This is a genomic window from Pseudomonas helleri, assembly GCF_001043025.1.
Classification (GTDB): domain Bacteria; phylum Pseudomonadota; class Gammaproteobacteria; order Pseudomonadales; family Pseudomonadaceae; genus Aquipseudomonas; species Aquipseudomonas helleri.
This window is the reverse complement of sequence record NZ_JYLD01000008.1, coordinates 1-22,314: the sequence shown is the minus strand read 5'-3', so window position 1 is coordinate 22,314 and position 22,314 is coordinate 1. Positions and strand designations below refer to the sequence as shown.

20 protein-coding genes are annotated in these 22,314 nt (G+C 60.6%); 18 read left to right on the top strand and 2 right to left on the bottom strand.

The features are described from left to right. Window positions 1–2: 2 nt before the first annotated feature. The 7 genes from TU84_RS14095 (at window position 3) to TU84_RS14065 (ending at window position 8,314) form a co-directional block, all read left to right on the top strand. Complete coding sequence (locus TU84_RS14095; RefSeq protein ID WP_048369917.1) at window positions 3–1,250, top strand: amidohydrolase family protein; 1,248 nt, start codon at window positions 3–5, stop codon at window positions 1,248–1,250. Window positions 1,251–1,403: 153 nt separating this feature from the next. Beyond that, a complete protein-coding gene (locus TU84_RS14090) occupies window positions 1,404–2,390 on the top strand; it encodes an ABC transporter substrate-binding protein (RefSeq protein ID WP_048369915.1) in 987 nt (328 codons plus the stop codon). Continuing rightward, a complete protein-coding gene (locus TU84_RS14085) occupies window positions 2,387–3,214 on the top strand; it encodes an ABC transporter ATP-binding protein (RefSeq protein WP_206541196.1) in 828 nt (275 codons plus the stop codon). Before TU84_RS14090 ends, TU84_RS14085 begins: the two co-directional genes overlap by 4 nt. Further along, window positions 3,211–4,029 (top strand): ABC transporter permease, encoded by an 819-nt coding sequence (locus TU84_RS14080; protein ID WP_048369913.1) that lies wholly within the window; start codon window positions 3,211–3,213, stop codon window positions 4,027–4,029. Before TU84_RS14085 ends, TU84_RS14080 begins: the two co-directional genes overlap by 4 nt. 30 nt (window positions 4,030–4,059) lie before the next feature. Next, window positions 4,060–5,412 carry an FAD-binding oxidoreductase gene (locus TU84_RS14075; protein ID WP_048369911.1) on the top strand — a complete coding sequence of 451 codons (1,353 nt, stop codon included), beginning with the start codon at window positions 4,060–4,062 and terminating at the stop codon, window positions 5,410–5,412. A gap of 69 nt (window positions 5,413–5,481) precedes the next feature. Further along, window positions 5,482–7,143, top strand: coding sequence for a CocE/NonD family hydrolase (locus TU84_RS14070; protein WP_048369909.1), 1,662 nt, complete (start codon window positions 5,482–5,484; stop codon window positions 7,141–7,143). A 13-nt stretch (window positions 7,144–7,156) separates the two neighbouring features. Continuing rightward, complete coding sequence (locus TU84_RS14065; RefSeq protein WP_048370366.1) at window positions 7,157–8,314, top strand: amidase; 1,158 nt, start codon at window positions 7,157–7,159, stop codon at window positions 8,312–8,314. Window positions 8,315–8,765: 451 nt separating this feature from the next. Here TU84_RS14065 and TU84_RS14060 read toward each other — a convergent pair whose 3' ends face one another. Beyond that, window positions 8,766–9,671: a LysR family transcriptional regulator gene (locus TU84_RS14060; RefSeq protein ID WP_048369907.1), complete on the bottom strand. Its 906-nt coding sequence runs from the start codon at window positions 9,669–9,671 to the stop codon at window positions 8,766–8,768. A gap of 140 nt (window positions 9,672–9,811) precedes the next feature. Here TU84_RS14060 and TU84_RS14055 point away from each other — a divergent pair, with 140 nt between their 5' ends. The 6 genes from TU84_RS14055 to TU84_RS14030 all read left to right on the top strand — a co-directional run bounded on the left by TU84_RS14055 (window position 9,812) and on the right by TU84_RS14030 (window position 15,413). Then, complete coding sequence (locus tag TU84_RS14055; protein ID WP_048369905.1) at window positions 9,812–10,240, top strand: cupin domain-containing protein; 429 nt, start codon at window positions 9,812–9,814, stop codon at window positions 10,238–10,240. Further along, window positions 10,237–11,037 carry a cysteine hydrolase family protein gene (locus TU84_RS14050; RefSeq protein ID WP_048369903.1) on the top strand — a complete coding sequence of 267 codons (801 nt, stop codon included), beginning with the start codon at window positions 10,237–10,239 and terminating at the stop codon, window positions 11,035–11,037. The genes TU84_RS14055 and TU84_RS14050 overlap by 4 nt, the downstream gene beginning before the upstream one ends. Next, window positions 11,037–11,444, top strand: a complete 408-nt coding sequence (hpxZ, locus tag TU84_RS14045) for an oxalurate catabolism protein HpxZ (protein WP_048369901.1) — start codon at window positions 11,037–11,039, stop codon at window positions 11,442–11,444. The genes TU84_RS14050 and hpxZ overlap by 1 nt, the downstream gene beginning before the upstream one ends. Window positions 11,445–11,464: 20 nt before the next feature. Next, window positions 11,465–12,283 (top strand): creatininase family protein, encoded by an 819-nt coding sequence (locus TU84_RS14040; RefSeq protein ID WP_048369899.1) that lies wholly within the window; start codon window positions 11,465–11,467, stop codon window positions 12,281–12,283. A gap of 272 nt (window positions 12,284–12,555) precedes the next feature. Next, a complete protein-coding gene (locus TU84_RS14035) occupies window positions 12,556–13,740 on the top strand; it encodes an OprD family outer membrane porin (protein ID WP_157403799.1) in 1,185 nt (394 codons plus the stop codon). 71 nt (window positions 13,741–13,811) lie between these two features. Then, window positions 13,812–15,413, top strand: a complete 1,602-nt coding sequence (locus TU84_RS14030) for a gamma-glutamyltransferase family protein (RefSeq protein WP_164488142.1) — start codon at window positions 13,812–13,814, stop codon at window positions 15,411–15,413. Between the two features lie 50 nt (window positions 15,414–15,463). On the opposite strand, the gene TU84_RS14025 is transcribed toward TU84_RS14030, so the two are convergent. After that, window positions 15,464–16,099, bottom strand: a complete 636-nt coding sequence (locus TU84_RS14025) for a cupin domain-containing protein (RefSeq protein ID WP_082148724.1) — start codon at window positions 16,097–16,099, stop codon at window positions 15,464–15,466. A gap of 384 nt (window positions 16,100–16,483) precedes the next feature. On the opposite strand from TU84_RS14025, the gene TU84_RS14020 reads away from it, so the two are divergent. The 5 genes from TU84_RS14020 (at window position 16,484) to TU84_RS14000 (ending at window position 22,164) form a co-directional block, all read left to right on the top strand. Beyond that, complete coding sequence (locus tag TU84_RS14020) at window positions 16,484–17,536, top strand: ABC transporter substrate-binding protein (RefSeq protein ID WP_048369896.1); 1,053 nt, start codon at window positions 16,484–16,486, stop codon at window positions 17,534–17,536. Between the two features lie 118 nt (window positions 17,537–17,654). Continuing rightward, window positions 17,655–18,758 (top strand): ABC transporter ATP-binding protein, encoded by a 1,104-nt coding sequence (locus TU84_RS14015; RefSeq protein ID WP_206541197.1) that lies wholly within the window; start codon window positions 17,655–17,657, stop codon window positions 18,756–18,758. A 10-nt stretch (window positions 18,759–18,768) separates the two neighbouring features. Continuing rightward, complete coding sequence (locus TU84_RS14010) at window positions 18,769–20,025, top strand: ABC transporter permease (protein ID WP_048370355.1); 1,257 nt, start codon at window positions 18,769–18,771, stop codon at window positions 20,023–20,025. A gap of 2 nt (window positions 20,026–20,027) precedes the next feature. Next, window positions 20,028–20,849 carry an ABC transporter permease gene (locus TU84_RS14005; protein WP_048369894.1) on the top strand — a complete coding sequence of 274 codons (822 nt, stop codon included), beginning with the start codon at window positions 20,028–20,030 and terminating at the stop codon, window positions 20,847–20,849. A gap of 70 nt (window positions 20,850–20,919) precedes the next feature. After that, window positions 20,920–22,164, top strand: a complete 1,245-nt coding sequence (locus TU84_RS14000) for an aspartate aminotransferase family protein (RefSeq protein ID WP_048369891.1) — start codon at window positions 20,920–20,922, stop codon at window positions 22,162–22,164. The last annotated feature ends 150 nt before the right edge of the window (window positions 22,165–22,314 follow it).

The window sequence follows — 22,314 nt, the reverse complement described above, 5'->3', positions numbered from 1 at the left end:
CGATGGCCCTGCAGCTCACTAATCTTCGCCTTCCCGCCTGGCTCTTGCCTGCGACCTGGCCACGCACAGCGGGACAGCCTGATACGGCACGGCTCGATATCGACGACGGCATCGTGACCCGCGTGCAACCGGCCAGCGGCCCCGGTGAGGGCCTCGACTGCCTGGGCGCACTCGCTCTGCCCGGCCTGGTTGAGCCCCACGCGCACCTGGACAAAACCTACACCCGCCGTCGCTTGGGCGCGATAACCCCAGGCCTGCTGGGGGCCATTGAAGCCACCCAGGCTGATCGCGCTTTCTGGACCCCGGAAGATCTGCGCCAGCGCGCCAGCCGTGCGCTCGGGCAAGCCCGCAGCCAGGGAGTGACGCACCTGCGTACCCACCTCGACTGGTGGAGTGCCGAAACGCCTACCGCCTGGCAGGTGATCCGCGAGCTGGCCCAGGACACGTCTTTTCATCTTGAGCAAGTGGCCTTGTTGCCGCTGCCACTGTTGGCCGACAAGACGGTAGCGCAGCGCATTGCCCACACCCTGGCCAATGACACCCAGGCCCCGCGCAGCGTGCTGGGCGCGTTTATCCATAGCAGCAATTTCAATGCGCAGGCGCTGCACAACCTGCTGGCCTGTGCCGCCGAGGCCGGGCTAGATCTGGACCTGCACATTGATGAAGAACTGAACAGCGCGGCGTGCGGGCTGGCAACCGTTGCCCGTGCGGCCACGGCCATGCAGTTCCCCGGGCGGATCGTCTGCAGCCACGCCTGTGCGCTTTCGACCTACCCAGAGACTCAGGCCCAGGCCACCCTGGATGACGTCGCCCGAGCGCCCATTACCCTCGTCGCGCTGCCCGCAACCAATCTGTATCTGCAAGACGCCGTGCATGGCCGAACCCCCAGGCTGCGCGGCCTGACCCTGCTCAAAGAGGCCCGCCTGCGGGGCATTGCGTTGCTGCTGGGCAGTGACAACGTGCAAGACGCCTTTTGCCCGATCGGCAACTACGACCCGCTGAGCACGTTGCAACTGGCGGTGCTGAGTGCGCAGCTCGATGACGTATTCGACACCTGGTCGCAAACCGTGTGCCGCGCCGACTGGCTGAGCCGCGCAGGGCATGGCGCCGACCTGCCGGGCAAGGCCGCCCACCTGACGCTGCTGCACAGCACCGACCCTTACAGCTGGCCTGCCGACACCGCACGCAGCGTGCTGCACGGTGAACACGTGCCCGAGGCCTTCACCACGTATCTGCGGGGGCTGGCATGAGCGCCGCCTCGTGGCTTCAGACATCGCCATAACCGAGTTCGACCCAGACCCAACAGTGCCCACCAGGACGCCAGCGGGTCGGTAAATGCAGTACCGACCACACCCAGAGTCAATCTTGAAGTCGCCTTATCCCACTTGAGGAGCTCGCTGAGCATGAGATTTGAATCCAAGGTCCGAAATCGTTTGATCCTGCTGGCCGGCCTAGCGTGCCTGGGCAGCCAGGCCCAGGCTGCCACGCCCTTTACCTTCATGACCAACTGGTACGCCCAGGCCGAACATGGGGGGTTCTATCAGGCCCAGGCAGAAGGCTTGTACGCCAAAGAAGGCCTCGATGTGAGCGTGCAAATGGGCGGGCCGCAGGTCAATGCCATTCAACTGCTGGCGGCTGGCCGGGCGCAGTGCATCCTGAGTGAAGACATCGCGATCTTTTCGGCGCGTCAGCAAGGCGTGCCGCTGGTCATGGTGGGCGCGACCTTCCAGCATGACCCGGTCGTGGTGATTGCCCATGATGATGTCGCGACCCTCAAGGATGTGCGCAACAAAACCATCCTGATCTCCAGCTCTGTGCACTCCAGCTGGTGGCCATGGGCGAAATCGCAACTCGGTTTCAGCGACGAACACACCCGCCCCTACAGCTTCAACGTTCAGCCATTCATGGCCGACAACAACCTGGCGCAACAGGGTTACTTGACCTCTGAGCCTTACTCACTGACCAAGGCTGGCGCCACGTTCAAGGTCTACCCGCTGAGCGAGGCGGGCTACCCGCCCTATGGCAACTCCATTGCCTGTGACAGCCGCTGGGCCGATGCGCACCCCGACGCGCTCAAGGCCTTTGTGCATGCCTCGATGCTGGGTTTCAAGCACTACCTGGATAACCCGGCGCCCGGCAACAAGCTGATTCGTGAAGCCAACCCCGCCATGACCGAAGACCAGCTTGATTACTCGGTGCAGAAACTGCGCAGCACCGGCCTGGTGACCGGCGGCGATGCACAGACCGGCGGTATCGGCGTCATCACCCCGGCGCGTATGAAGCAGACCTGGGACATGGCCGTGCAGTACGGTTTGATCGATGGCACGAAGGTGCCGCTGGATCAGACGTACACCACCCGTTTCATCGAGCAAGCACCGGTGATGCCATGAAGATTGCCTCTCTGGTGCCCCCCGCACCCACCATGACAACCGCCAGCGTGCCGATGGCCATTGAAGCGCTGTCGGTCGAAAAGGTGTATGCCAATGGCACCCAGGCACTGCGCCCGGTCAACCTGAGCATTGCTGAAGGCGAGTTCATTACGCTCCTGGGCCCCTCGGGCTGCGGCAAGAGCACCTTGCTCAAGATGGTCGCCGGGTTGATCGAACCCAGCGACGGGCGCTTGTTGCTCTGGCGCAAGCCGGTCAACAAGCTGGCCAGCACCGGCAAACACCTCTCCTATGTGTTCCAGGAGGCCACCCTGATGCCTTGGAACAGCGTGCTTAAAAACGTGCGCCTGCCCCTGGAGCTTGAAGGTGTGCCGCCCCGGGAAGCCGACCGTCGCGTGGCGGCTGCGCTGCAACGGGTGGGTTTGGAGAAGTTCGCCGATGCGCTGCCCCGGGAGTTGTCCGGCGGCATGCAGATGCGCGCCTCTATCGCTCGCGGGCTGGTGGTCGAGCCCAACTTGCTGCTGATGGATGAGCCGTTCGGGGCGCTGGACGAAATCACCCGAAACGCCCTGGACAGCGACTTGCTGGACCTCTGGCAGCGCCACCAGTGGACGGTGATGTTCGTCACCCACTCCATTCACGAAGCGGTGTTTTTGTCGCAACGGGTGATCGTCATGGCGGCGCGTCCGGGACGCGTGGTCGCCGACATCAAGATCGACGAGCCCTTCCCGCGCGACGAGTCGTTTCGCCTCTCCAAACGCTTCAGTGAATACGCCATGCATTTACATCACTTACTGGTGGCCGCCAGTCAGGAGTCAGCCTCATGAGCGGTTCTGTCAAAGCCACACCCTGGATCGCCAATCCGGCCCGGCAACGCATCATCATCCCGTTGGTGATTGCCATCGTTCTGGTGGTCGCCTGGCAATTGGTGCTCACGGCACTCAAGGTGCCCGCCTACCTGATCCCCACGCCGGTGATGATGTTCACCGCGCTGATTCAGGACTGGGGCGTGCTCGGGCCTGCGCTGCTGTTCACGCTGAAAATCACCGCGCTGTCGTTCGTGCTGTCGGTGCTGATCGGCGTGCTGGTGGCGTTCATCTTCGTGCAGAGCCGCCTGATTGAACTGGCGTTTTTCCCCTACATCGTGCTGCTACAGGTCACGCCGGTGGTGGCGGTGGCGCCGTTGATCATCATCTGGGTCAGCAACACCACCCTGGCGATGGTGCTCTGCGCCACGTTGATGGCGGTGTTTCCGATCATTTCCAACACCGCACTGGGGCTGCGCAGTGTGTCACCGGGGCTGCTGGCGTACTTCAAGCTGCGCCGCGCCAGTCGCCTGCAAGTGCTGCTGCGCCTGCGGGTGCCCACGGCGTTGCCCTACTTTTTTGCCGCGCTGCGCATCTCCAGCGGCCTGGCGCTGATCGGCGCCGTGGTGGCCGAGTTCGTCGCCGGCACCGGCGGCACCAACACGGGGCTGGCCTATCAGATTTTGCAGGCCGGGTTCCAGCTCAACATCCCGCGCATGTTTGCAGCCTTGTTCCTGATTTCTGTGGTCGGTATCGCGCTGTTTGCGGGGATGTCGCTGTTGTCCAACAAGGCCATCGGGCGCTGGCACGACAGTGAATCCGACCGTGGCGCGTGACCTTTTCAATCTCTCCTTGCAGGTGTGTTCATGACTGATCAAAAAACTCGCGTCCAGGCCTTGTGTGCAGCATTGCCCGAGCTGGACTGGATTAGCAGCGCGTTCCAACTCAAACGCCTGTCCAAAGACTTTCACTGGTTCAGCCCGATCCTGAAGAACGATCTGGCGGACTGCGTGGCCGACCTGGCGGTCAAGCCGCGTAACGTTGAAGAACTGCGCCAGATCGTCGCCGCCTGCAGCGCAGCGGCCATCGGCATGACCCTGCGCGGGGGCGGCACTGGCAACTACGGTCAGGCCGTGCCCTTGCAGGGCGGGCTGGTGATTGACATGGGCGGCCTGAGCGACGTGCAGTGGGTGCGCGACGATGTGGTCTGCGCCCAGGCAGGAGTCCGCCTTGCGGTACTGGAAGACGCGCTGCGTGAAAATGGCCGGGAGCTGCGCTGCATGCCGTCCACCTACCGCATGGCGACACTGGGCGGTCTGTTCGCGGGTGGTTTCGGTGGTATCGGTTCGATCACCTACGGGCCGTTGGCCGCCCATGGCACCTTGCTGGCTGCGCGCATTCTCACCGTCGAAGCCGAGCCACAGATTATCGACATACGCGGCCCCGAACTGCTGCTGCTCAACCACAGCTATGGCACCAACGGCATCGTCCTGGAGCTGGAGATTGCCGTGGCGCCAGCGCAAGAATGGGACGAGTACCTGTTGAGCTTCCCGAGTGCCGACGCCGCGTTTCATTGCGCCGAAGCCCTCGCGCAAAGCCCCGCCATCAGCAAGCGCAACATCGCCTTTTTCGAGGCCGGCGTGGTCAATTACTTCACGGATCTGAGCGCATACCGCAGCGCCGACGAACATGCCGTAATCACCGCACTGACGCCCGCAGGCCGTGAGCCGCTGGAACAGTTGCTGGCAAGCTTTGGCGGGCATATTGCCGTGGCCAAAACCGCCGCCGAGGTACGGGAAACCGGCCACACACTGCTGGAATATTGCTGGAACCACACCACGCTTCACGCGTTGAAAGAAGACAAGAACCTCACCTACCTGCAGACCGGCTACGCGTATGGAGAGACCTGGCAACAACTGCAGGCCATCGCCCAGTGGCATGAGCCCGGCGAAGTGATGAGCCACCTCGAATTCATTCGTGACGCACAAGGCCGCGTGCTGTGCGTGGGCATGCCGCTGGTGCGCTACCAGACGCCAGAGCGCCTCCAGGCGGTGATGGCGGCTCACCGCAGTTGCGGCATCCGGATCGACGACCCGCACGTGTTCCATCTCGAAGACGGCAAACACGGGGGCGTGCTTGACCCGCAGGTGCTGGTGCTCAAGCGCCGCTTTGACCCGGCCGGGCTGCTCAACCCCGGCAAGATCCGGGGCTGGCGTTAATTCCCTGACCGCACCGCCCCTGGCACTGGGGCGCTGCCTGAAACGTGTTGCTGCGAGGTTCACGCGATCATGAGTTCTACGTTCATCTATCCAGGGTTGCTTGAGGTTCAGGCCCCTGAAACGCTGTCGATGACCACCGCCGATGGCGTCCGGCTGGACGCCGATGTGTATCGTCCGGTTGGCACGGGGCGCTTCCCGGTGCTGTTGATGCGTCAGGCCTACGGGCGGCGCATCGCTTGCACGTTGTGTTACGCGCATCCGTCCTGGTATGCCGCCCATGGCTACCTCGTGGTGGTGCAGGACATTCGCGGCCGTGGCACCAGCGAAGGGACGTTCCACCCGGGCCGTCACGAAGAAGCCGACGGCGCCGCTGCCGTTGAATGGGCCGCGCAATTGCCCGGTTCTGACGGTCAGGTCGGGATGTATGGGTTTTCTTACCAAGGCTGCGCGCAATTGCTCGCAGCCACAGGCGATTGCCCGTCGCTCAAAGCCGTGGCACCGGCCATGGCCCCTTGGGACATTGGCCGTGGCTGGATGTACGAAAACGGCGCCATGCAGCTCAAGCAAATGGTCGAATGGGGCGTGCAAATCAGCGCCGAAGCCTCACGCCGCCAAGGCGATGCTCAGGGTTATGCCCAGCACAAGGCATTTGCCGCTGCGCCCGACTGGCAGCAGGCCGTTTCGGCGCAACCCTCGGTGCTGACCGAACACGCCGAGCAATCGCATTACCAGGACTGGCGCCAATGGCCCGTCGACGATGCCAACTGGGCCGCGATCTCACCTTATGCCAAGGCCGAACAGATCGCCGCCCGCGCCTTGCCCACCCTGTTGATCGGCGGTTGGTTCGATACGTTTATCAACGGCACGCTGGCGGCGTTCCATGAGCTGACGCGGCTCAAGCACCCTGCCCTGCGCCTGGTGGTGGGCCCGTGGCTGCACTTTCCGTGGCGTCGTCATGTGGGCGGCGTAGACTTCGGGCCCGAGGCCGATTTGAACACCGACGCCCTGCACATCGCGTTTTTTGATGAGCACCTCAAAGGCATTGCCCCCGCCGAGCAGAGCCGCATTCGTCTCTTCGACATGGGCACTTTGCAGTGGCGGACCTTCGCCGACTGGCCCACCCAACAGCGTGCGCTGTACCTGCAAGGCACGGGGCGAGCGAGCATGGACGTTGAAGCGGGCACATTGGCCGATCAACCGGTTGAGCCTGGCTGCGAATGCGTGGTGCATGACCCCTGGCGCCCGGCGCCAGCGGTGGGCGGCTGCTTCGGTGCGGTGCCCGGCCCGGTGGACCGCAGCGCCGTGGACTACCGGGGCGACGTCCTGACATTCACCTCGCCAGCACTGTCCAGCCCGCTGGTGTTGGCGGGTGATCTTGCAGCCACCCTGAGTGCCACCTGCGACCGCCGCAGTTTTGATGTGTCCTGCGTATTCTCCCGGGTGCTGCCGTCGGGTGTCGCGCAGCCGCTGAGCAGTGGTTATGTGCACCTTCGCCAAGTGCCTGAGGCGCCTGTTCAAGTGCCAATGGTGGCGACCTGCGTGACCTTGCAGCCTGGGGAGCGGATTCGCCTGTCGATTGCTGCCAGTGATTTCCCGGCCCACCCGATAAACCCCGGCACCGGGCAAAACCCGATGACCAGCCCGGCCGTGGAGGCGCTGGTGACTACCATCGTCATCCGCTTGGGCGGTGCGGATGGGTCGTTTATCGAACTGCCGTTTCTGGCGTCCTGACGAGATCGACACCATGACTGAGATTTGTGATCCGTTCACATCACTGTTCGCGAATGCGCTCGTGCATCCGGCCCCAGCGGGAACGCTCGGCGGGCTGCGGGTGGCGGTGAAAGACAACTTCGACATTGCAGGCCATATCACCGGCGCCGGCAACCCCGAATACGCCGAAGACCAGACGCCCGCGCAGGCCCACGCTGACGCGGTGGTTCGTCTACTGGAAGCGGGTGCCTCCATCGTGGGCAAAACCCACATGGACGAACTGGCCTACAGCTTGATGGGCGTCAACAGTCGGTATGGCACCCCGATCAACCCGGCGGCAGTCGACCGGGTGCCCGGGGGGTCGTCATCGGGATCGGCGGCAGCCGTGGCGGCTGGCCGGGCCGATATCGGCCTGGGCAGCGACACCGGCGGTTCGGTGCGCCTGCCTGCATCCTTTTGCGGGCTGGTGGGCTGGCGGCCGAGCCATGGGCTGTTTTCGCCGCAAGGCATGCTGGGCCTGGCGCCCAGTTACGACGTGCCGGGTTTTTTCACCCGCGATTTGGCCACGTTGACGCGGCTGGCTAACGCGCTGTGCGAGCCAGTTGCTTCGGGGGCACCGGCTCGCTGGGTGGCGCCGACCGATTTATGGGCGCTGTGCAGTGCCCCGGTGCAGGCAGCCTTGCGGCCTTACCTGCCGCAAGGGTGTGAACAACGGGTGCTGTTCGACCCTGAAACACGCGACAGCTTGCTGCCGATCTTTCGTACTCATCAGGGGTATGAAATCTGGCATTTGCTGGGTGAGTGGATTACTCGGCGACAGCCTGCCTTTGGCCCGGGGATTAACGAGCGGTTTCAGGCGGCGAGCCAACTGAGCGAAGCGGCCTTCAATGGTGCGCGCAACCAGCGCACCGCCATCCGTGAAGGGCTGCAGCAGGTGCTGGCAGACGGTACGGTACTGGTTTACCCCACCGCGCCGGGGCCTGCGCCGCTGCGCACCGCAGCACAATCGGGGCTTGAACAGTACCGCAACGCGGCGCTGACCTTGCTGTCGGTGGCGGGCCATGCCGGGCTGGTGCAAATCACCTTGCCATTGGGCAGCCTGGAAGGTGCGCCATTGGGGTTGTCGTTTGTCGCGCGAGCCGGCTCAGATCTCGAGCTAATTCGACGGCTAGCCAGTTCCTATCAAACATAAAATAAGTGATTGATTCTAAAGACCTTGTAGGAGCTAGCTTGCCTCGCGATCTTTTGATCTTGATCTAAGAGCCCCCTCACCCTAGCCCTCTCCCGAAGGAGAGGGAACCGATTGGGGGATGCTGAAAATATTCGGTGGCCTGTTTGCTGCGCGACAGCGCGTCGTCGAAGACGGGACGGCCACTCTTATCAAACACAGAATAAGTTATTGATTCTAAAAACTTTGTAGGAGCGAGCTTGCTCGCGATCTGTTGATCTTGATCTGTCTTTTGATCTTGATTTTTCAAAGTAACGCGGCGTAAGGCCGGAACCCTAAGTGGCCGTTGCCGCAACAATGGATATGTACCCAAGAATACCGAGGTGGATGGTTTTACGGCTGCACGCAGCCGATCGCAGCCTTCGTACCTCGTCAGCGACTACAGTGGCCTGTTAGCTGCGCGACAGGGCACCTTTCACCCCGTTTCGGTGGTGCGCAAGAGCGCCACTTTGAGGCTTTCGGCAAACACGCTGGCCATGGCGGACATGCCTTTTTCTTTGCCCACCAGCATGAGGCTCTGGGGCTTTTGGGTGAATTCCTGCACGGGGATATACACCAGGCGCTTTTGCTGGCGCTCGGAGTCGATGTCGAACAGGGTCAGAAAGGTGATGAAGTGGCCGGACATCGCCAGGCTGCGCATGGTTTCAATGGCGTTGGTTTCCACGCAGGTGGTCAACGATGGCGGCGCCTTGGACAACACGCGGTCCAGATAGGGCCGAATGGCGGTGGTGCCATCCGCCAGGATCAGCGGGTAGTCCATGCACTCGGCAATGCGCAGGGTCGAGCGCTCGGCCAAGGGGTGATCCGGCGCCATCACCGCGCCCAGGCGGGCAATGGAGTGGCTCAAGTGGATCAACCCCGGCTGGGTAGCAAAATCAAAACCCACGCCCAGGTCGGCCGCCCCGGAGGCGACCGCTTCGAGGATTTCCTCGCCGGTGGTCATCAATTGCAACTTGATGGTCACGCGCGGGTTTTTCTTCAAAAACAGCGATACGGCGCCGGGGATCAGGCTGGCCGCCAAACCGCTCATGAAACACAGGGTGACTTCCCCGCGCCGCAGGCCCTTCAGGCTATCGATCAGAGCCTGGGTGCGCGCCATGTCTTTCAAGGTGTCGCGGATGTGCCGGATCAGCACTTCTCCGGCGGCGGTCAACACCAGGGTGCGGGCGGTACGGTTGAAGATCGGGGTGCCAAGGTCGTCTTCCAGGGCAATGATCTGGCGGCTGATGGCCGAGGCAGAGACGTGCAACCGCTCGGCAGCCTGACGGATGGAACCGGTGCGTACGACCTCGTCGAGGTAGTTGAGGATGCGGCTGTGCATGAGTATTTCCGTGTGAACTTAAAGGCAACACCCTATCAAGAATTTGATGCTTTTAATGCAGCTTTTTCGCGTCCATCATCGGCTTGACATCGACAGCAGCTCCCGGCGAGTCCAGGCTGCCATCAGCAGAGGGAACCCTCATGAAAAGCTTTTCGTTTCAGCAGGCACAGGCCGCTGAAGTTTTCCGGATCAGTCCAACGGATACCAACTACTTTGCGGTGCTGTTCGACCCGGCGAAGGATCAGGTGGAGTCGATTTTCGTGATCGAGATTTTTAACGTCGGCGGCGCCACGCCGCCGAACTCCCACACCCTCGCCCACGAATTCTTCTTTGTGCTGTCGGGTGAAGGCGTGGCCGTGTCGGACGGTGAGCAACTGCCCATCCGCAAAGGTGACAGTTTGTTATTGCGCCCTGGTAGCGAACACGTGATTCGCAACACCGGCCCGAACAAGCTCTACACCCTCACCGTGATGACCCCCAACGAAGGGTTTGCCGAGCTGATTCGCTCCGGCACACGCGTTGAGCTGGACGCCGAAGACCTGTTGGTACTGCGTGGTGGCCAGGCATGACGCAACGAGTTCGCGCTGCAACGCTGGTGCAACTGGGGGCCAGCCCGGCTGGCGCCTGGCAGGTGAGCGCTAAGACGGTCGACATGGTGCGCAAGGGTGCAGAGCCCAGACCGATCAGTGTGACCGACAACCAGCGCGAGATCCGCTTTGACCTGACGAGAACCGCGCTGCTGGTCATCGACATGCAGAACGACTTTTGCCACCCCGAGGGCTGGCTGAGCTCTATCGGTGTCGACATTTCGCCAGCACGCCGCCCGATTCAGCCGCTACAGGCACTGCTGCCGGTGCTGCGGGCCCATCAGGTGCCGGTGGTGTGGGTCAACTGGGGCAATCGGCCCGACCGGCTCAACCTGCCGCCTGCGGTCTTGCATGTATACAACCCCGACGGTCGCGGGGTGGGCCTGGGTGATCCGCTGCCCGGCAACGGAGCGGCGGTCTTGCAGGCCGGCAGTTGGTCGGCGCAGGTGGTGGATGAGCTGACCGTCGAAGCAGGCGATGTTCAGGTCAACAAGTTCAGGATGTCAGGGTTCAAGGACACCGATCTGGACAGCATCCTGCGCAATCTGCAGGTCAGCACCCTGCTGTTCGCCGGGGTCAATGCCGACCAGTGCGTGCTCTACACCCTGCAAGATGCCAACTCGGCGGGTTATGACTGCATTCTGCTCGAAGACTGCTGCGCTACCACCTCACCTGCGTATTGCATGGCAGCGGCGGTGTACAACACGCGCCAGTGCTTCGGGTTCGTGGCCCAGTCCACAGAGCTGATCAAAGGTCTTTCTGATACGAGGTGCGAGTGATGCAACAACTGACTATCGGCCCCTTCGCTGTCGATTCGGCGCAGGTGCTCAGCGAAGTCACGGCCCAGTGTGATCGTTATGAAACGGCCCTGATGGACAACGACCTGGAAACCCTTGATGGCTTGTTTTGCGATTCGCCGGTAACCCTGCGTTATGGCGTGGGCGAGAACTTGTACGGCATCGACGCCATTCGCGACTTTCGCAAAGGCCGCACGGGCGGCTCGCCCAAACGCGTGGTGACGCGGCGTGAAATCACCTGCTTCGGCGACGCCGTGGCCATTTGCAACCTGGAATTCAAACGAGAAAACACCGCCGTAGTGGGTCGACAAAGCCAGACCTGGCTGCGCACTGACGCCGGTTGGCGAATTGTGTCTGCCCACGTGTCGCTGATGGCGGCAACGGCATAGCCCTTGAAGGAGTGAAACGCATGAAATTGAAATCACATTGGTGGTGGGACCTGACGGCACTGGATTTCGCCCGCCTGGACATGCACAACATCGTGGCCGTGCTGCCGGTGGGCGCGGTGGAACAACATGGCCCGCACTTGCCGGTCAAAGTGGACAGCGCGATCAGCAACGGCATTATCGAAGAAGCTGTTCGCAACATGACCGAGGACTTCCCGGTGCTGGTGCTGCCCACCTTGTCGATCGGCAAGTCCGATGAACACATCGACTACCCCGGCACTTTGACGATCTCTGCCGACACCCTGGCCCAGCTCTGGTTTGAAGTCGCGCACAGCGCGTACCGGGCGGGTGTGCGCAAGATTGTTTTCGTCAACGCCCACGGCGGTCAGCCGCAAATCATGGAGGTCGTGTGCCGCCGTTTGCGCATCGAGCTGGGGATGATGGCGGTCGGTTGCGCCTGGTACTCCGTGACCGAGATGGGCGACTTGTTCAACAAGCATGAACTCAAGCACGGCATCCATGCCGGGGAAGTCGAAACCAGCATGATGCTGTACCTGCACGGCGACCTGGTGGACATGGCCCACGCCAAGCATTGGGAATCGCTGTCGGTGGGGCTTGAAAAGAAAGGCGGCATGCTGTCCCCCGAAGGCGCCGTAGGCTTCGGCTGGCAAGCCCAGGACCTCCACCCCAGCGGCGCGTGTGGCAATGCGGCGGCGGCAGATACCGAACGCGGCGAAATACTGGTTAAACGTGCAGCCACTCGAATAGTGACGTTGCTGGAAGAAGTATCAGCGTTTTCCATGGAGCATTTTGCCAATAAGCCGGACTCCACGGCGCACTGATCGCTGTTGCATTTACATAATAAAAACGTCGCAGTCTGTAATGTCAGGTCGATGATCACGGTCATCGGCTGCATGGCTGAATGAACGTAAAAGCTATTTATAACTTTGAGTGTTAAACGCAAAAACTGCCATTAAGACGCTGGCTGGAACAGACAGCGCGAACCTATTTAATTATTTGGAGCACTCTAATGGCGCCTCGCAGTTTTTCGGCTATCACTCACGTTATTGGTCTTGGCGGCTTTCTCATGTTGAGCGCAATAAGTAACGCGGCTATGGCTGATGCACCGGGCACGTCCGCCGAGGCTGACGACCTGGCAGACATGTTGACCCAAGGCACAGTTTCCGGCGCGCTGCGCCTGCGTTACTACACCGACACCAACGCCTACTTCGTCAAACACTTGAATCAGGACACCGTGGGCTATGGCGGTTTTATCAAGTATGAAACAGCGGCACTGAACGGTTTCCGATTGGGCGCAAGTTTGATTGGTCAAACCACAATCAATCGCCCCGATGATAAAGCCAGTACTTTTCCCGATATTGGTACCGATGTGGCCAACGTGGGCGAGGCGTATATAAGTTGGGAACATGATGACTTTAAAATCACCGCCGGTAACCAGCGCGTCGATCTGCCCTTTATCAGTGATTACGACTGGCGAAATGTACCGATACTGTTTCAAGGCCTGAACGTGCACTACGGTGACAAAGACAACTTCTTGTCGCTGGCTCGTTTTTATCGCTGGAAAGGCTGGGGCGACGACCGTTTCTCCAAAACCAACACCTATTCCACCACCGAAGAAACTGCAGGCGTGGCGGTGATCGGCGGCGGTCGTGCAGTGACCATCGGCGATCTGAAGTACAGCGGCCAGTTATGGCACGAGCATTACTATGACTACACCAACCTGAACTACGGCGAGGCTCACGTGGCCAAAGTGACGGGCGATTGGCGGCCTAATGCCGGGATTCAATACATGCGCGGAACAGGTGACGGGCGTGAACTGGCCGGCAAGGTCGACAGCACCACTCTCGGCGCGCAACTGGGCGTGGACTACAAGGCTTACAAGGTTGCCTTGGGCTATGACCATATCCAGGCAGCGCCCAATGCTTATAACAATGGCAGCCTGGTCACCCCGTATGCCCACAACACCGCCGGTGGCCCTTACTTTGCGGCGCCGTTTTTCACCAGCCCGCAGGATCTGGGCTCCGGTAACGCCTACTCGCTGGATGTGAGCACCAGCGCCACGCAAAACCTGTATGTGGGCACGCGCTACTCGTACATGGACCTGACGCCGACCGCCGGTACCAGCAGCATTAACCAGTCCGAATACCTGCTGTATGGCATTTATTCGTTTGACGGCGCCCTCAAGGGCTTGAGCGTGACTGATTGGGTGGGGGTGCAAACCTCGCCGAAAAAGAGCGACTTCTTCCAGAACCGTCTGGAGCTTAACTACGCCTTCTAGGGCCGCCTGACGCCGCGCCCGGCAGTAACGGCCGGGCGCGGTTTGCACGGGTTTTGTACTGGAGAAACACGATGCTTAATTCCGTCCGTGGCCGGCGCGGTATCGCGGTGGCGCCCCACGCCCTGGCTTCACAATCGGCCCTGGCTATTTTGCGCGAAGGCGGCAATGCCGTCGAAGCCATGGTCGCTGCGGCGGCCACCATTGCCGTGGCTTACCCGCATATGAACGGGATCGGTGGCGACAGCTTCTGGCTGATGTCCCTGGCCACGCCGACCGGCCCCACCCTCATCGGCGTGGAAGGCTGTGGCAAGGCCGCAGCAGGGATCAGCGCCAACCATTATCAGGGCCGTTCGGCCATCCCGTTTCGCGGGCCGGATGCGGCGCTGACCATGGCCGGCACGGTCAGCGCGTGGGAACGCAGCCTGGAGGTGGCCGCACGCGAGGTGGGCGCACACATCCCCCTGCCGCGCCTGCTGGAAGATGCGATTTTCTACGCCCGCCATGGCGTCCCGGTGACCGCCAGTCAGCACCGCAGCACCCTCGCCAAGGCGGGCGAGCTGCGCGATGTATCGGGGTTTGCCGAGACTTTTCTACACGCAGGTCAAGTGCCCGAGGTCGGCAGCCTGTTCCGGCAACCGAGCCTGGCGGCGACCTTCGATCAACTGGCACACGCCGGGCTGGCCGACTTTTACCGTGGCGACCTGGCGCAGCAGATGTCGGCCGCGCTTCAGGCCGCAGGCAGTCCGCTGCGCCTGGCCGACTTCCAGCAACATCAAGCCATCGAGTGCCGTCCGCTGATGCTGGAGCACAGCCTGGGGCGGGTCTACAACATGCCGCCGCCCACCCAAGGGCTGGTGTCTCTATTGATTCTCGGGCTGATGGACCGCGTCACTGGTAGCACGTCTGACCCGTTCGGGCCTGACTACGTGCATGCCGCTGTCGAGGCGACCAAACAGGCGTTCAAGGTGCGTGACGCACACATCACCGACCCCTTGCACATGCAGGTCGACCCTGCGAGCTTTTTACAGCGCCCTGTTTTGGATGATCTGGCCTGGCGCATCAACCCGCATCAGGCGGCGGCATGGGGCGCTGGCAAGGGCCCCGCCGACACCGTGTGGATGGGCGTGATTGATCAGTACGGCAACGCCGTCTCCATGATCCAGAGCATTTATCACGAGTTCGGTTCGGGAATTGTCTTGGCGGACAGCGGCGTCAATTGGCAAAACCGTGGGGCGTCGTTCTCTCTTGATCCGGCTCACATCAATTGCCTGAAACCGGGCAAGAAGCCCTTTCATACCCTCAACCCGGCCTTGGCTCACCTTAACGATGGCCGGGTGATGGTGTACGGCAGCATGGGCGGTGACGGCCAACCGCAAAACCAGTGCGCCGTGTTTACCCGCGCCGTGGTGCATGGGCTCAACCCCCAGGCGGCAGTCAGTGCGCCGCGCTGGTTGCTGGGGCGAACCTGGGGGCAGTCATCCGACACGTTAAAGCTGGAAAACCGTTTCGCTGCGGACACGGTGCAACGCTTGCGCGAAATGGGCCACGAGATCGAACTGCTCGAAGACTTCGATGAAACCTGCGGGCATGCCGGGTGCGCGTTCAGGTCCACCGATGGTAGCGTTGAAGGCGGAGCAGACCCAAGGTCTGACGGCGCAGTAGCGGCTTTTTAGCACGCCACCACGCAAAAGGGGCAGCCACGACAGCTGCCCCTGTTTAGAGATTAGAAGGTCGGCGGTGAGACGGCGCTGACAACAATGCACACTTCATCAAACGGGTTGCGCATGCGGTGCGGCAAACGGCTGTCAAAGTAGTAGGCATCCCCCGGCGACAACACGCGGATCTCATCACCCACGGTCATTTCCAAACGCCCTTCAATGACGATGCCGCCCTCTTCGGCGTCGTGGGAATACAGCTCTTCGCCTTCTTCACCGGTGTCTGCACCCGGTTCGTAACGTTCATGGAGGATCATCATCGAACTATTTTCGAGATTCGCTCCCACTTGCCTGTATGATAGCTTCTTGCCATCAGCGAGTTCGACCAGCTCATTGGCTTTGTAAAACACGGCGCGGTCAACCACCGCCGAGTCGGAAAAAAACACGCTGAGGGTGACGTTCAAGGGCCGCAGCAAACGCTTGAGGATGCTCACAGACGGGCTGGATTTATCCCGCTCGATAATCGAAAGCGTGGCATGCGGCACACCGGCCAGCTCTGCCAGCCCCCTGATCGAGAGACCTCGACTTTGTCGTAATGCCTTGAGCCTTGCGCCTACGGTGGCGGTCTCCAAAACCTCTGGCGGGCTTTCAGGGAGCTCTTCCCGGATATGCGGGCTTCGGCCTGTCGCCGATGTTTCTGTCACGGTGAATTCCTTAGCTAAACGGCACCCGAGCGGGCCAAAGTTTAATGTGGACCTTGAACTGCCGAATTTTCTTACACGGTAAAGGCAACTTAAACGCACCAGGTCGGGTAATCCCGTATCCTGTTGCACACTCCAGGCGCAGCAAAGTAGCACGGTTTCAAACAGGCTCACCCCTGAAGAAAACGTTTATTACTCTAGCTAAAAAAAACACCGACAGTTGGGTTTGTCAGTCTTTTTTAAATTTTAGACGTGAGAAAACAATCGCTTACCGTTTATCGGGCGATTCAGGGTTTAAACCGTCAGCGAAAATAAAGCTTGCCTGGAGACATCACCAGTGGTAAAAATTTTTACCACTGAAACACAACATCTGCGTAGAGGCTAATAATGCATAAATCACGCCACGCTGTTGCAGCATATGGACTTGCCCTCATTGGCTTAGCAGCTTCCCAAGTTGCCACTGCCCGTGATCTAACGATTGTCTCCTGGGGAGGCAACTTTCAGGACGCACAGCGCGAGCTGTTTTTTGCACCTTTCGCCAAACAAACCGGCAAAAAAGTACTCGACCAAAGCTGGGATGGCGGAGTGGGCGTGCTCGACGCCAAAGTCAAAGCCGGCAAGCCTAACTGGGACGTGGTTGAAGTAGAAGGTGAAGACCTTGTGCTGGGCTGCGACTCAGGGCTCTATGAAAAAATTGAATGGGCCAAAATCGGCAACAAAGCTGACTTTATTCCGGAAGCCGTGAGCGATTGCGGTGTCGGCAACATCGTCTGGAACACCGGCCTGTCGTGGGACGGTGACAAGCTCAAGACCGAACCGACCTCGTGGGCCGACTTCTTTGACCTGGAAAAAATCCCGGGCAAACGCGGCCTGCGCAAAGGCCCTAAATACGCACTTGAGTTCGCGCTGATTGCTGACGGGGTCAAACCTGCCGACGTGTACAAAGTGTTGCGCACCCCGGAAGGCGTCGATCGTGCCTTCAACAAACTGGGCACCATCAAGTCGGACATCGTGTGGTGGGAAGCCGCAGCACAACCGCTGCAAATGCTGTCTGCCGGTGACATCGTGATGAGCTCGTCGTACAACGGCCGCATCACCGGTTTTAACACCAACGAAGGCAAAAACTTCAAGTTCCTGTGGAATGGCAGCGTATCGGCCATCGACTCCTGGGCCGTGCTCAAAGGCAGCGAGAACAAAGACCAAGCCATGGACTTCATCGCCTTCGCGAGCAAGCCAGAAGCACAGGCCAAGCTGCCCAAGTACATCGCCTACGGCCTGACCAACAAGAACGCCAACGAATTTGTTCCGGCAGACTTGAAGCACACCCTGCCAACCACCCCGGAAAACCTTGCGCAGTCGATCCCTATCGATGTCGAGTTCTGGGTTGAGAACATCGAACCGCTGACCGAGCGCTTCAACGCCTGGGTCGCCCAGAAGTAAACCCCCGCCTCTTGGTCACCCTGCCACCGGTTCCCCGGTGGCAGGTCCACGACGTTATCTGCGCGCCGGTGCCTCTCAGAATAATGAGCGAGCATGCACTGGCGAAGATGCTGTGCGCCTGCTCTCAAGTGAGGATGGTTACGTGAAACACTTGGTCAGTTTTAAAAATATTCAGAAGACTTACGACGGCATACGCCCCGTGGTCAAGGATTTGAACCTCGATATCAAAGAAGGCGAATTTGTCACCCTGCTGGGCCCGTCCGGGTCGGGCAAAACCACCAGCCTGATGATGCTGGCCGGCTTCGAAACGCCGACCCATGGCGAGATTTACCTGAACGACAAGCCGCTGCACAACCTTGCGCCGCACAAGCGCAACATCGGCATGGTGTTCCAGAACTACGCGCTCTTCCCGCACATGACCATTGAGCAAAACTTGGCCTTTCCGCTTTCTGTCCGCAAAATGAACAGCGTCGACAAAAAGCACAAAGTCAGCCGTGCTCTGGACATGGTGAAACTCACCGATTTCGCAAAACGCTACCCCGCGCAACTGTCGGGTGGCCAGCAGCAACGTGTCGCCCTGGCCCGTGCGCTCGTATTTGACCCCAAGCTGGTACTGATGGACGAACCGCTGGGCGCGCTCGACAAGCAATTGCGCGAACACATGCAACTGGAAATCAAGCACCTGCACCAGCAACTGGGCCTGACCGTGGTGTACGTGACCCACGACCAAAGCGAAGCCCTGACCATGTCCGACCGCGTGGCGGTGTTCAACGACGGCGTGATCCAGCAGATCGACACCCCGACCGCCATTTACGAGGCCCCGAACAAAAGCTTCGTGGCGCAATTTATCGGCGAGAACAACACCCTGCTCGGCACCTTTATGTATTGCGACGAGCACTATGCCGTGGCGCGCCTGGATGACGGCAGCCTGATCCGCGCCGTGCCGGTGGCCGAGTGCCAGCCGGGCGACCAGGTGGCCCTGTGCATCCGCCCCGAGCGGGTGGTGGTCGGCCCGGCAGGCAGCACGCCGCTGACCGCGCGCATTCAGGAATACATCTACCTGGGCGACCACGTGCGCATGATCACCGAAATTGCCGGGCAGCCGAACTTCATGGTCAAGCTGCCGGCCTCGCACATGAACAACAGCTGGACGGTTGGCAGTTCGATTTCACTTTCCTGGTCACCAGAGCACATCCGCGCTCTGGACGTGACCAAGCACTGAGATGTCGATCATGAGTCAGTCCGCCGTCAATCAATCCGGCCAGACCCAGGAGCAGACGCCCACTCTCAGGGCCAAGCTCAGAAAGTCCGAACGTTCTTACAAGTTCAAATCCCTGCTGCTGATCGCACCGCTGTTTCTGTTTGTGCTGGTGTGCTTTGCTTTCCCCATCGGCACCCTGCTCTCGCGCAGCGTCGATAACCCCGATGTAAACACCGCGCTGCCGGCCACCGTTGAGGCCCTGGCCCTGTGGAAAGGCAAATCGTTGCCCAACGAACACACCTTCGAAGCGCTGGTCATCGACTTGGCCAACGCCAAAGAGAACGGCCAGATCGGCGCATTGGCCAAGCGCTTGAGCTATGAAATCCCGGCTTACCGGACCCTCATCAGCAAAACCCTGCGCAACCTGCCGGCCAGCGACGTGGCGTCCAAACGCGACGCGCTGATTGCCATCGACAGTTCGTGGGGCGAGCTTAATTACTGGAAGGCCCTGAAGCAGGCATCGGCACCACTGACGCCTTACTTCTTGCTGGCCGCCCTCGACCACCGTATCGACTCCGCCACCGGCAACATCGTCAAAGCCGACCCTAACCAGTCGATCTACGTAGACATTTTTGCCCGCACCTTCGCCATCGGCGCCGTGGTCACCCTGCTATGCCTGCTGCTGGGGTTCCCGGTGGCGTACTGGCTGGCCACCTTGCCCGAGGGCAAAAGCAACCTGCTGATGATCTGCGTGCTGCTGCCGTTCTGGACCTCGCTGATCGTGCGTACCGCCGCCTGGGTGGTGCTGTTGCAGTCCGATGGTTTGATCAACCGTTCGTTGATGTTTCTGGGCCTTATCGACGCGCCGGTGCAACTGGTGTTCAACCGCACCGGGGTGATCATCGCGATGACCCATGTGCTGCTGCCGTTCATGATCTTGCCGCTGTACAGCGTGATGAAAAACATCCCCGGCAACTACGTGCGGGCGGCGATTTCGCTGGGCGCTCACCCGTTTGTTGCGTTCTGGCGGGTGTACGTGCCGCAGACCTTCGCGGGCCTGGCTGCCGGCGCCTTGCTGACCTTCATTCTTGCCATTGGCTACTACGTGACCCCGGCCCTGGTGGGCGGTGCTGCGGACCAGATGGTCAGCTACTTCGTCGCGTTCTACACCAATAAAACCGTTAACTGGGGCATGGCGTCTGCACTCGGCAGCCTGCTGCTGCTTGCCACCCTGTTGTTGTATGGGGTGTACGGCAAACTTACCCACCCTAACCAGGCGAGGTCATAACCATGGCGCCTTATGCGTCCAAAGCCGAAAAACTGGCCCGCTTCGGTCTGGTGACGGTCTGCCTGTTGGTGCTGCTGTTTTTGATTATCCCGGTGCTGGTGATCATTCCGCTGTCGTTCAACTCGTCATCGTTCCTGACCTACCCCATGGACGGGTTTTCGTTGCGCTGGTACGAAGAACTGATGTCGTCCCAGGAGTGGCGTCAAGCCTTTAAAAACAGCTTTATCATCGCCCCCGCCGCCACGGCACTGGCCATGATCTTCGGCACCCTGGCGTCCGTGGGGCTGTGCCGGGGCAACTTCCGCTTTAAGGGCGTGATCATGGCGTTTCTGATTTCGCCCATGATCGTGCCGCTGGTGATCGTTGCGGTCGGCCTGTATTTCTTCTTTGCCAAGCTGCAATTGCTCAACAGCTACACCGGTCTGGTGCTGGCCCATGCCATGCTCGGCGTACCGTTTGTGGTCATCACCGTCAACGCGACGTTGCAGGGTTTTGACAACAACCTCAGCCGGGCCGCCGCCAGCCTCGGTGCGCCGCCGCTGACGGTATTTTTCAAAGTGATCCTGCCGCTGATTGCCCCCGGCGTGATCTCGGGCGGGCTGTTTGCGTTTGCCACCTCGTTTGATGAAGTCGTGGTCACGCTGTTTTTGTCCAGCCCGGCACAGCGCACCTTGCCCTTGCAGATGTTTTCGGGCATTCGAGAAAACATCAGCCCCAACATTGCCGCAGTCGCCACCATCATGGTCATTTTGTCGGTATTGATGCTGCTGACCCTCGAAGTCCTGCGACGACGCAACGAAAAACTAAAAATCAAACAACAATAACCCATGCCATACACCTTCCCGGGCCCAACAGCCCGGGACGGGTAACGCTTGTCCAAATTCAGAGGTTTTTATGCCGAATCTAGTGGGTGATGTTTCCAGCGCAGCCCGCATCCTGCCTGATCTCAAGGGTGAAAAACTGTTTATCCGCAACGGCAAAGGCGCCTACCTGTGGGATGACCAGGGCCGCCAATACATCGACACCGCGTTGGGCTTCGGGGCGGTGTTGCTGGGCCACTCCAATGACGCCGTCAATGCGGCGGTCGTGCAGGCACTGAGCGACAGCGCGGCGCCGTCCTGGGCCCATGTGCGTGAGCATGGCGCGGCGACGGCGCTGGCCAACCACACCGGCGAGTTGAGCAAAGTCATCTTCACCAACTCGGGCAGCGAAGCGGTGCACCTGGCCTGCCGCGCAGCGCGGGCCTACACCGGTCGCGGCAGAATCGCCAAAATGGCGGCGGGTTTTGATGGCTGGTTCGATGACATCAGCTACGGCAACGTCACCTCCAAAGAAGCGAGCTTTAGCGACGGCAAGCGCCCGTCTACAGAGCGCACCACCCTGCTGCGCTTCAACGACTTTGACGATGTTGAGCGCCTGTTTGCCGAAGACAGCAACATTGCTGCGGTGATTCTGGAGCCGATGCTGGCCAATGCGGGCTGCATCATGGCCTTGCCGGGCTACCTCAAACACGTCCAAGACGTGGCCCACCGGCACGGCGCACTGGTGATCAGCGACGAAGTGTTGATGGGCTTTCGCCTGTACCCGGGCCTCGCGGCCCTGCAAGCAGGCCTGGACCCGGACATCGCCAGCGTTGGCAAAGCCATTGGCAACGGCGTACCGGTGTCGGCGGTCGTCGCCAAACCGCACATCTTCGCGGGGTTTGAAGAAGGCCGGGTCATCCGCGGCGGCACCTTCAGCGGCAACCCCATGGCCTGCGCGGCCGTGACCACCACCCTGGCGCAACTGGACAGCGTTGACTACCCGCAACTCATCGCCCGTGGCGACGCCTTGCGTGGCGCCATTGAAAGCATCTTTAAAAGCCACGGCATCACCGTGAGCACCAGCGGCTACGGCAACGTCTTTTGCATCTGGTTGGGCGCCGTAGTCCCAAGCACCTACGAACAGGCTGCGCAAATCGCCAACCCGTCGTTTACCAAAGCCCTGCACCTGGCATTGCGCGAAGCGGGCGTACTGATCATGCCGTCGCCGTATGGCCGGTTGTATATCTCCTTCGACCACAGCGACCACGTAATCGAAGAAATCAAAACCGCGTTCGAACACGCGGCGGTTGAATTGAGTGCTGCGTATAGCGATTAAGCGTGTGGGCGTACGCATACACCTGTAATTACATGGACTCGCCCAAGCCGAGGCGTCTGTGCGCCACGGTGGCATTCTATTAGAAGCCAACGACAGCGAGGGCGAGTCCATGAAAAAGAATACGACGACCAATCAGTACGTGCCAACCGA

What these genes read in the sequence shown, in the direction of transcription:
- TU84_RS14095 (WP_048369917.1), top strand. Translation starts at nt 3, where the DNA reads ATGGCCCTGCAGCTCACTAATCTTCGCCTTCCCGCCTGGCTCTTGCCT.
- TU84_RS14090 (WP_048369915.1), top strand. Translation starts at nt 1,404, where the DNA reads ATGAGATTTGAATCCAAGGTCCGAAATCGTTTGATCCTGCTGGCCGGC.
- TU84_RS14085 (WP_206541196.1), top strand. Translation starts at nt 2,387, where the DNA reads ATGAAGATTGCCTCTCTGGTGCCCCCCGCACCCACCATGACAACCGCC.
- TU84_RS14080 (WP_048369913.1), top strand. Translation starts at nt 3,211, where the DNA reads ATGAGCGGTTCTGTCAAAGCCACACCCTGGATCGCCAATCCGGCCCGG.
- TU84_RS14075 (WP_048369911.1), top strand. Translation starts at nt 4,060, where the DNA reads ATGACTGATCAAAAAACTCGCGTCCAGGCCTTGTGTGCAGCATTGCCC.
- TU84_RS14070 (WP_048369909.1), top strand. Translation starts at nt 5,482, where the DNA reads ATGAGTTCTACGTTCATCTATCCAGGGTTGCTTGAGGTTCAGGCCCCT.
- TU84_RS14065 (WP_048370366.1), top strand. Translation starts at nt 7,157, where the DNA reads ATGACTGAGATTTGTGATCCGTTCACATCACTGTTCGCGAATGCGCTC.
- TU84_RS14060 (WP_048369907.1), bottom strand. Translation starts at nt 9,671, where the DNA reads ATGCACAGCCGCATCCTCAACTACCTCGACGAGGTCGTACGCACCGGT.
- TU84_RS14055 (WP_048369905.1), top strand. Translation starts at nt 9,812, where the DNA reads ATGAAAAGCTTTTCGTTTCAGCAGGCACAGGCCGCTGAAGTTTTCCGG.
- TU84_RS14050 (WP_048369903.1), top strand. Translation starts at nt 10,237, where the DNA reads ATGACGCAACGAGTTCGCGCTGCAACGCTGGTGCAACTGGGGGCCAGC.
- hpxZ (WP_048369901.1), top strand. Translation starts at nt 11,037, where the DNA reads ATGCAACAACTGACTATCGGCCCCTTCGCTGTCGATTCGGCGCAGGTG.
- TU84_RS14040 (WP_048369899.1), top strand. Translation starts at nt 11,465, where the DNA reads ATGAAATTGAAATCACATTGGTGGTGGGACCTGACGGCACTGGATTTC.
- TU84_RS14035 (WP_157403799.1), top strand. Translation starts at nt 12,556, where the DNA reads ATGGCTGATGCACCGGGCACGTCCGCCGAGGCTGACGACCTGGCAGAC.
- TU84_RS14030 (WP_164488142.1), top strand. Translation starts at nt 13,812, where the DNA reads ATGCTTAATTCCGTCCGTGGCCGGCGCGGTATCGCGGTGGCGCCCCAC.
- TU84_RS14020 (WP_048369896.1), top strand. Translation starts at nt 16,484, where the DNA reads ATGCATAAATCACGCCACGCTGTTGCAGCATATGGACTTGCCCTCATT.
- TU84_RS14010 (WP_048370355.1), top strand. Translation starts at nt 18,769, where the DNA reads ATGAGTCAGTCCGCCGTCAATCAATCCGGCCAGACCCAGGAGCAGACG.
- TU84_RS14005 (WP_048369894.1), top strand. Translation starts at nt 20,028, where the DNA reads ATGGCGCCTTATGCGTCCAAAGCCGAAAAACTGGCCCGCTTCGGTCTG.
- TU84_RS14000 (WP_048369891.1), top strand. Translation starts at nt 20,920, where the DNA reads ATGCCGAATCTAGTGGGTGATGTTTCCAGCGCAGCCCGCATCCTGCCT.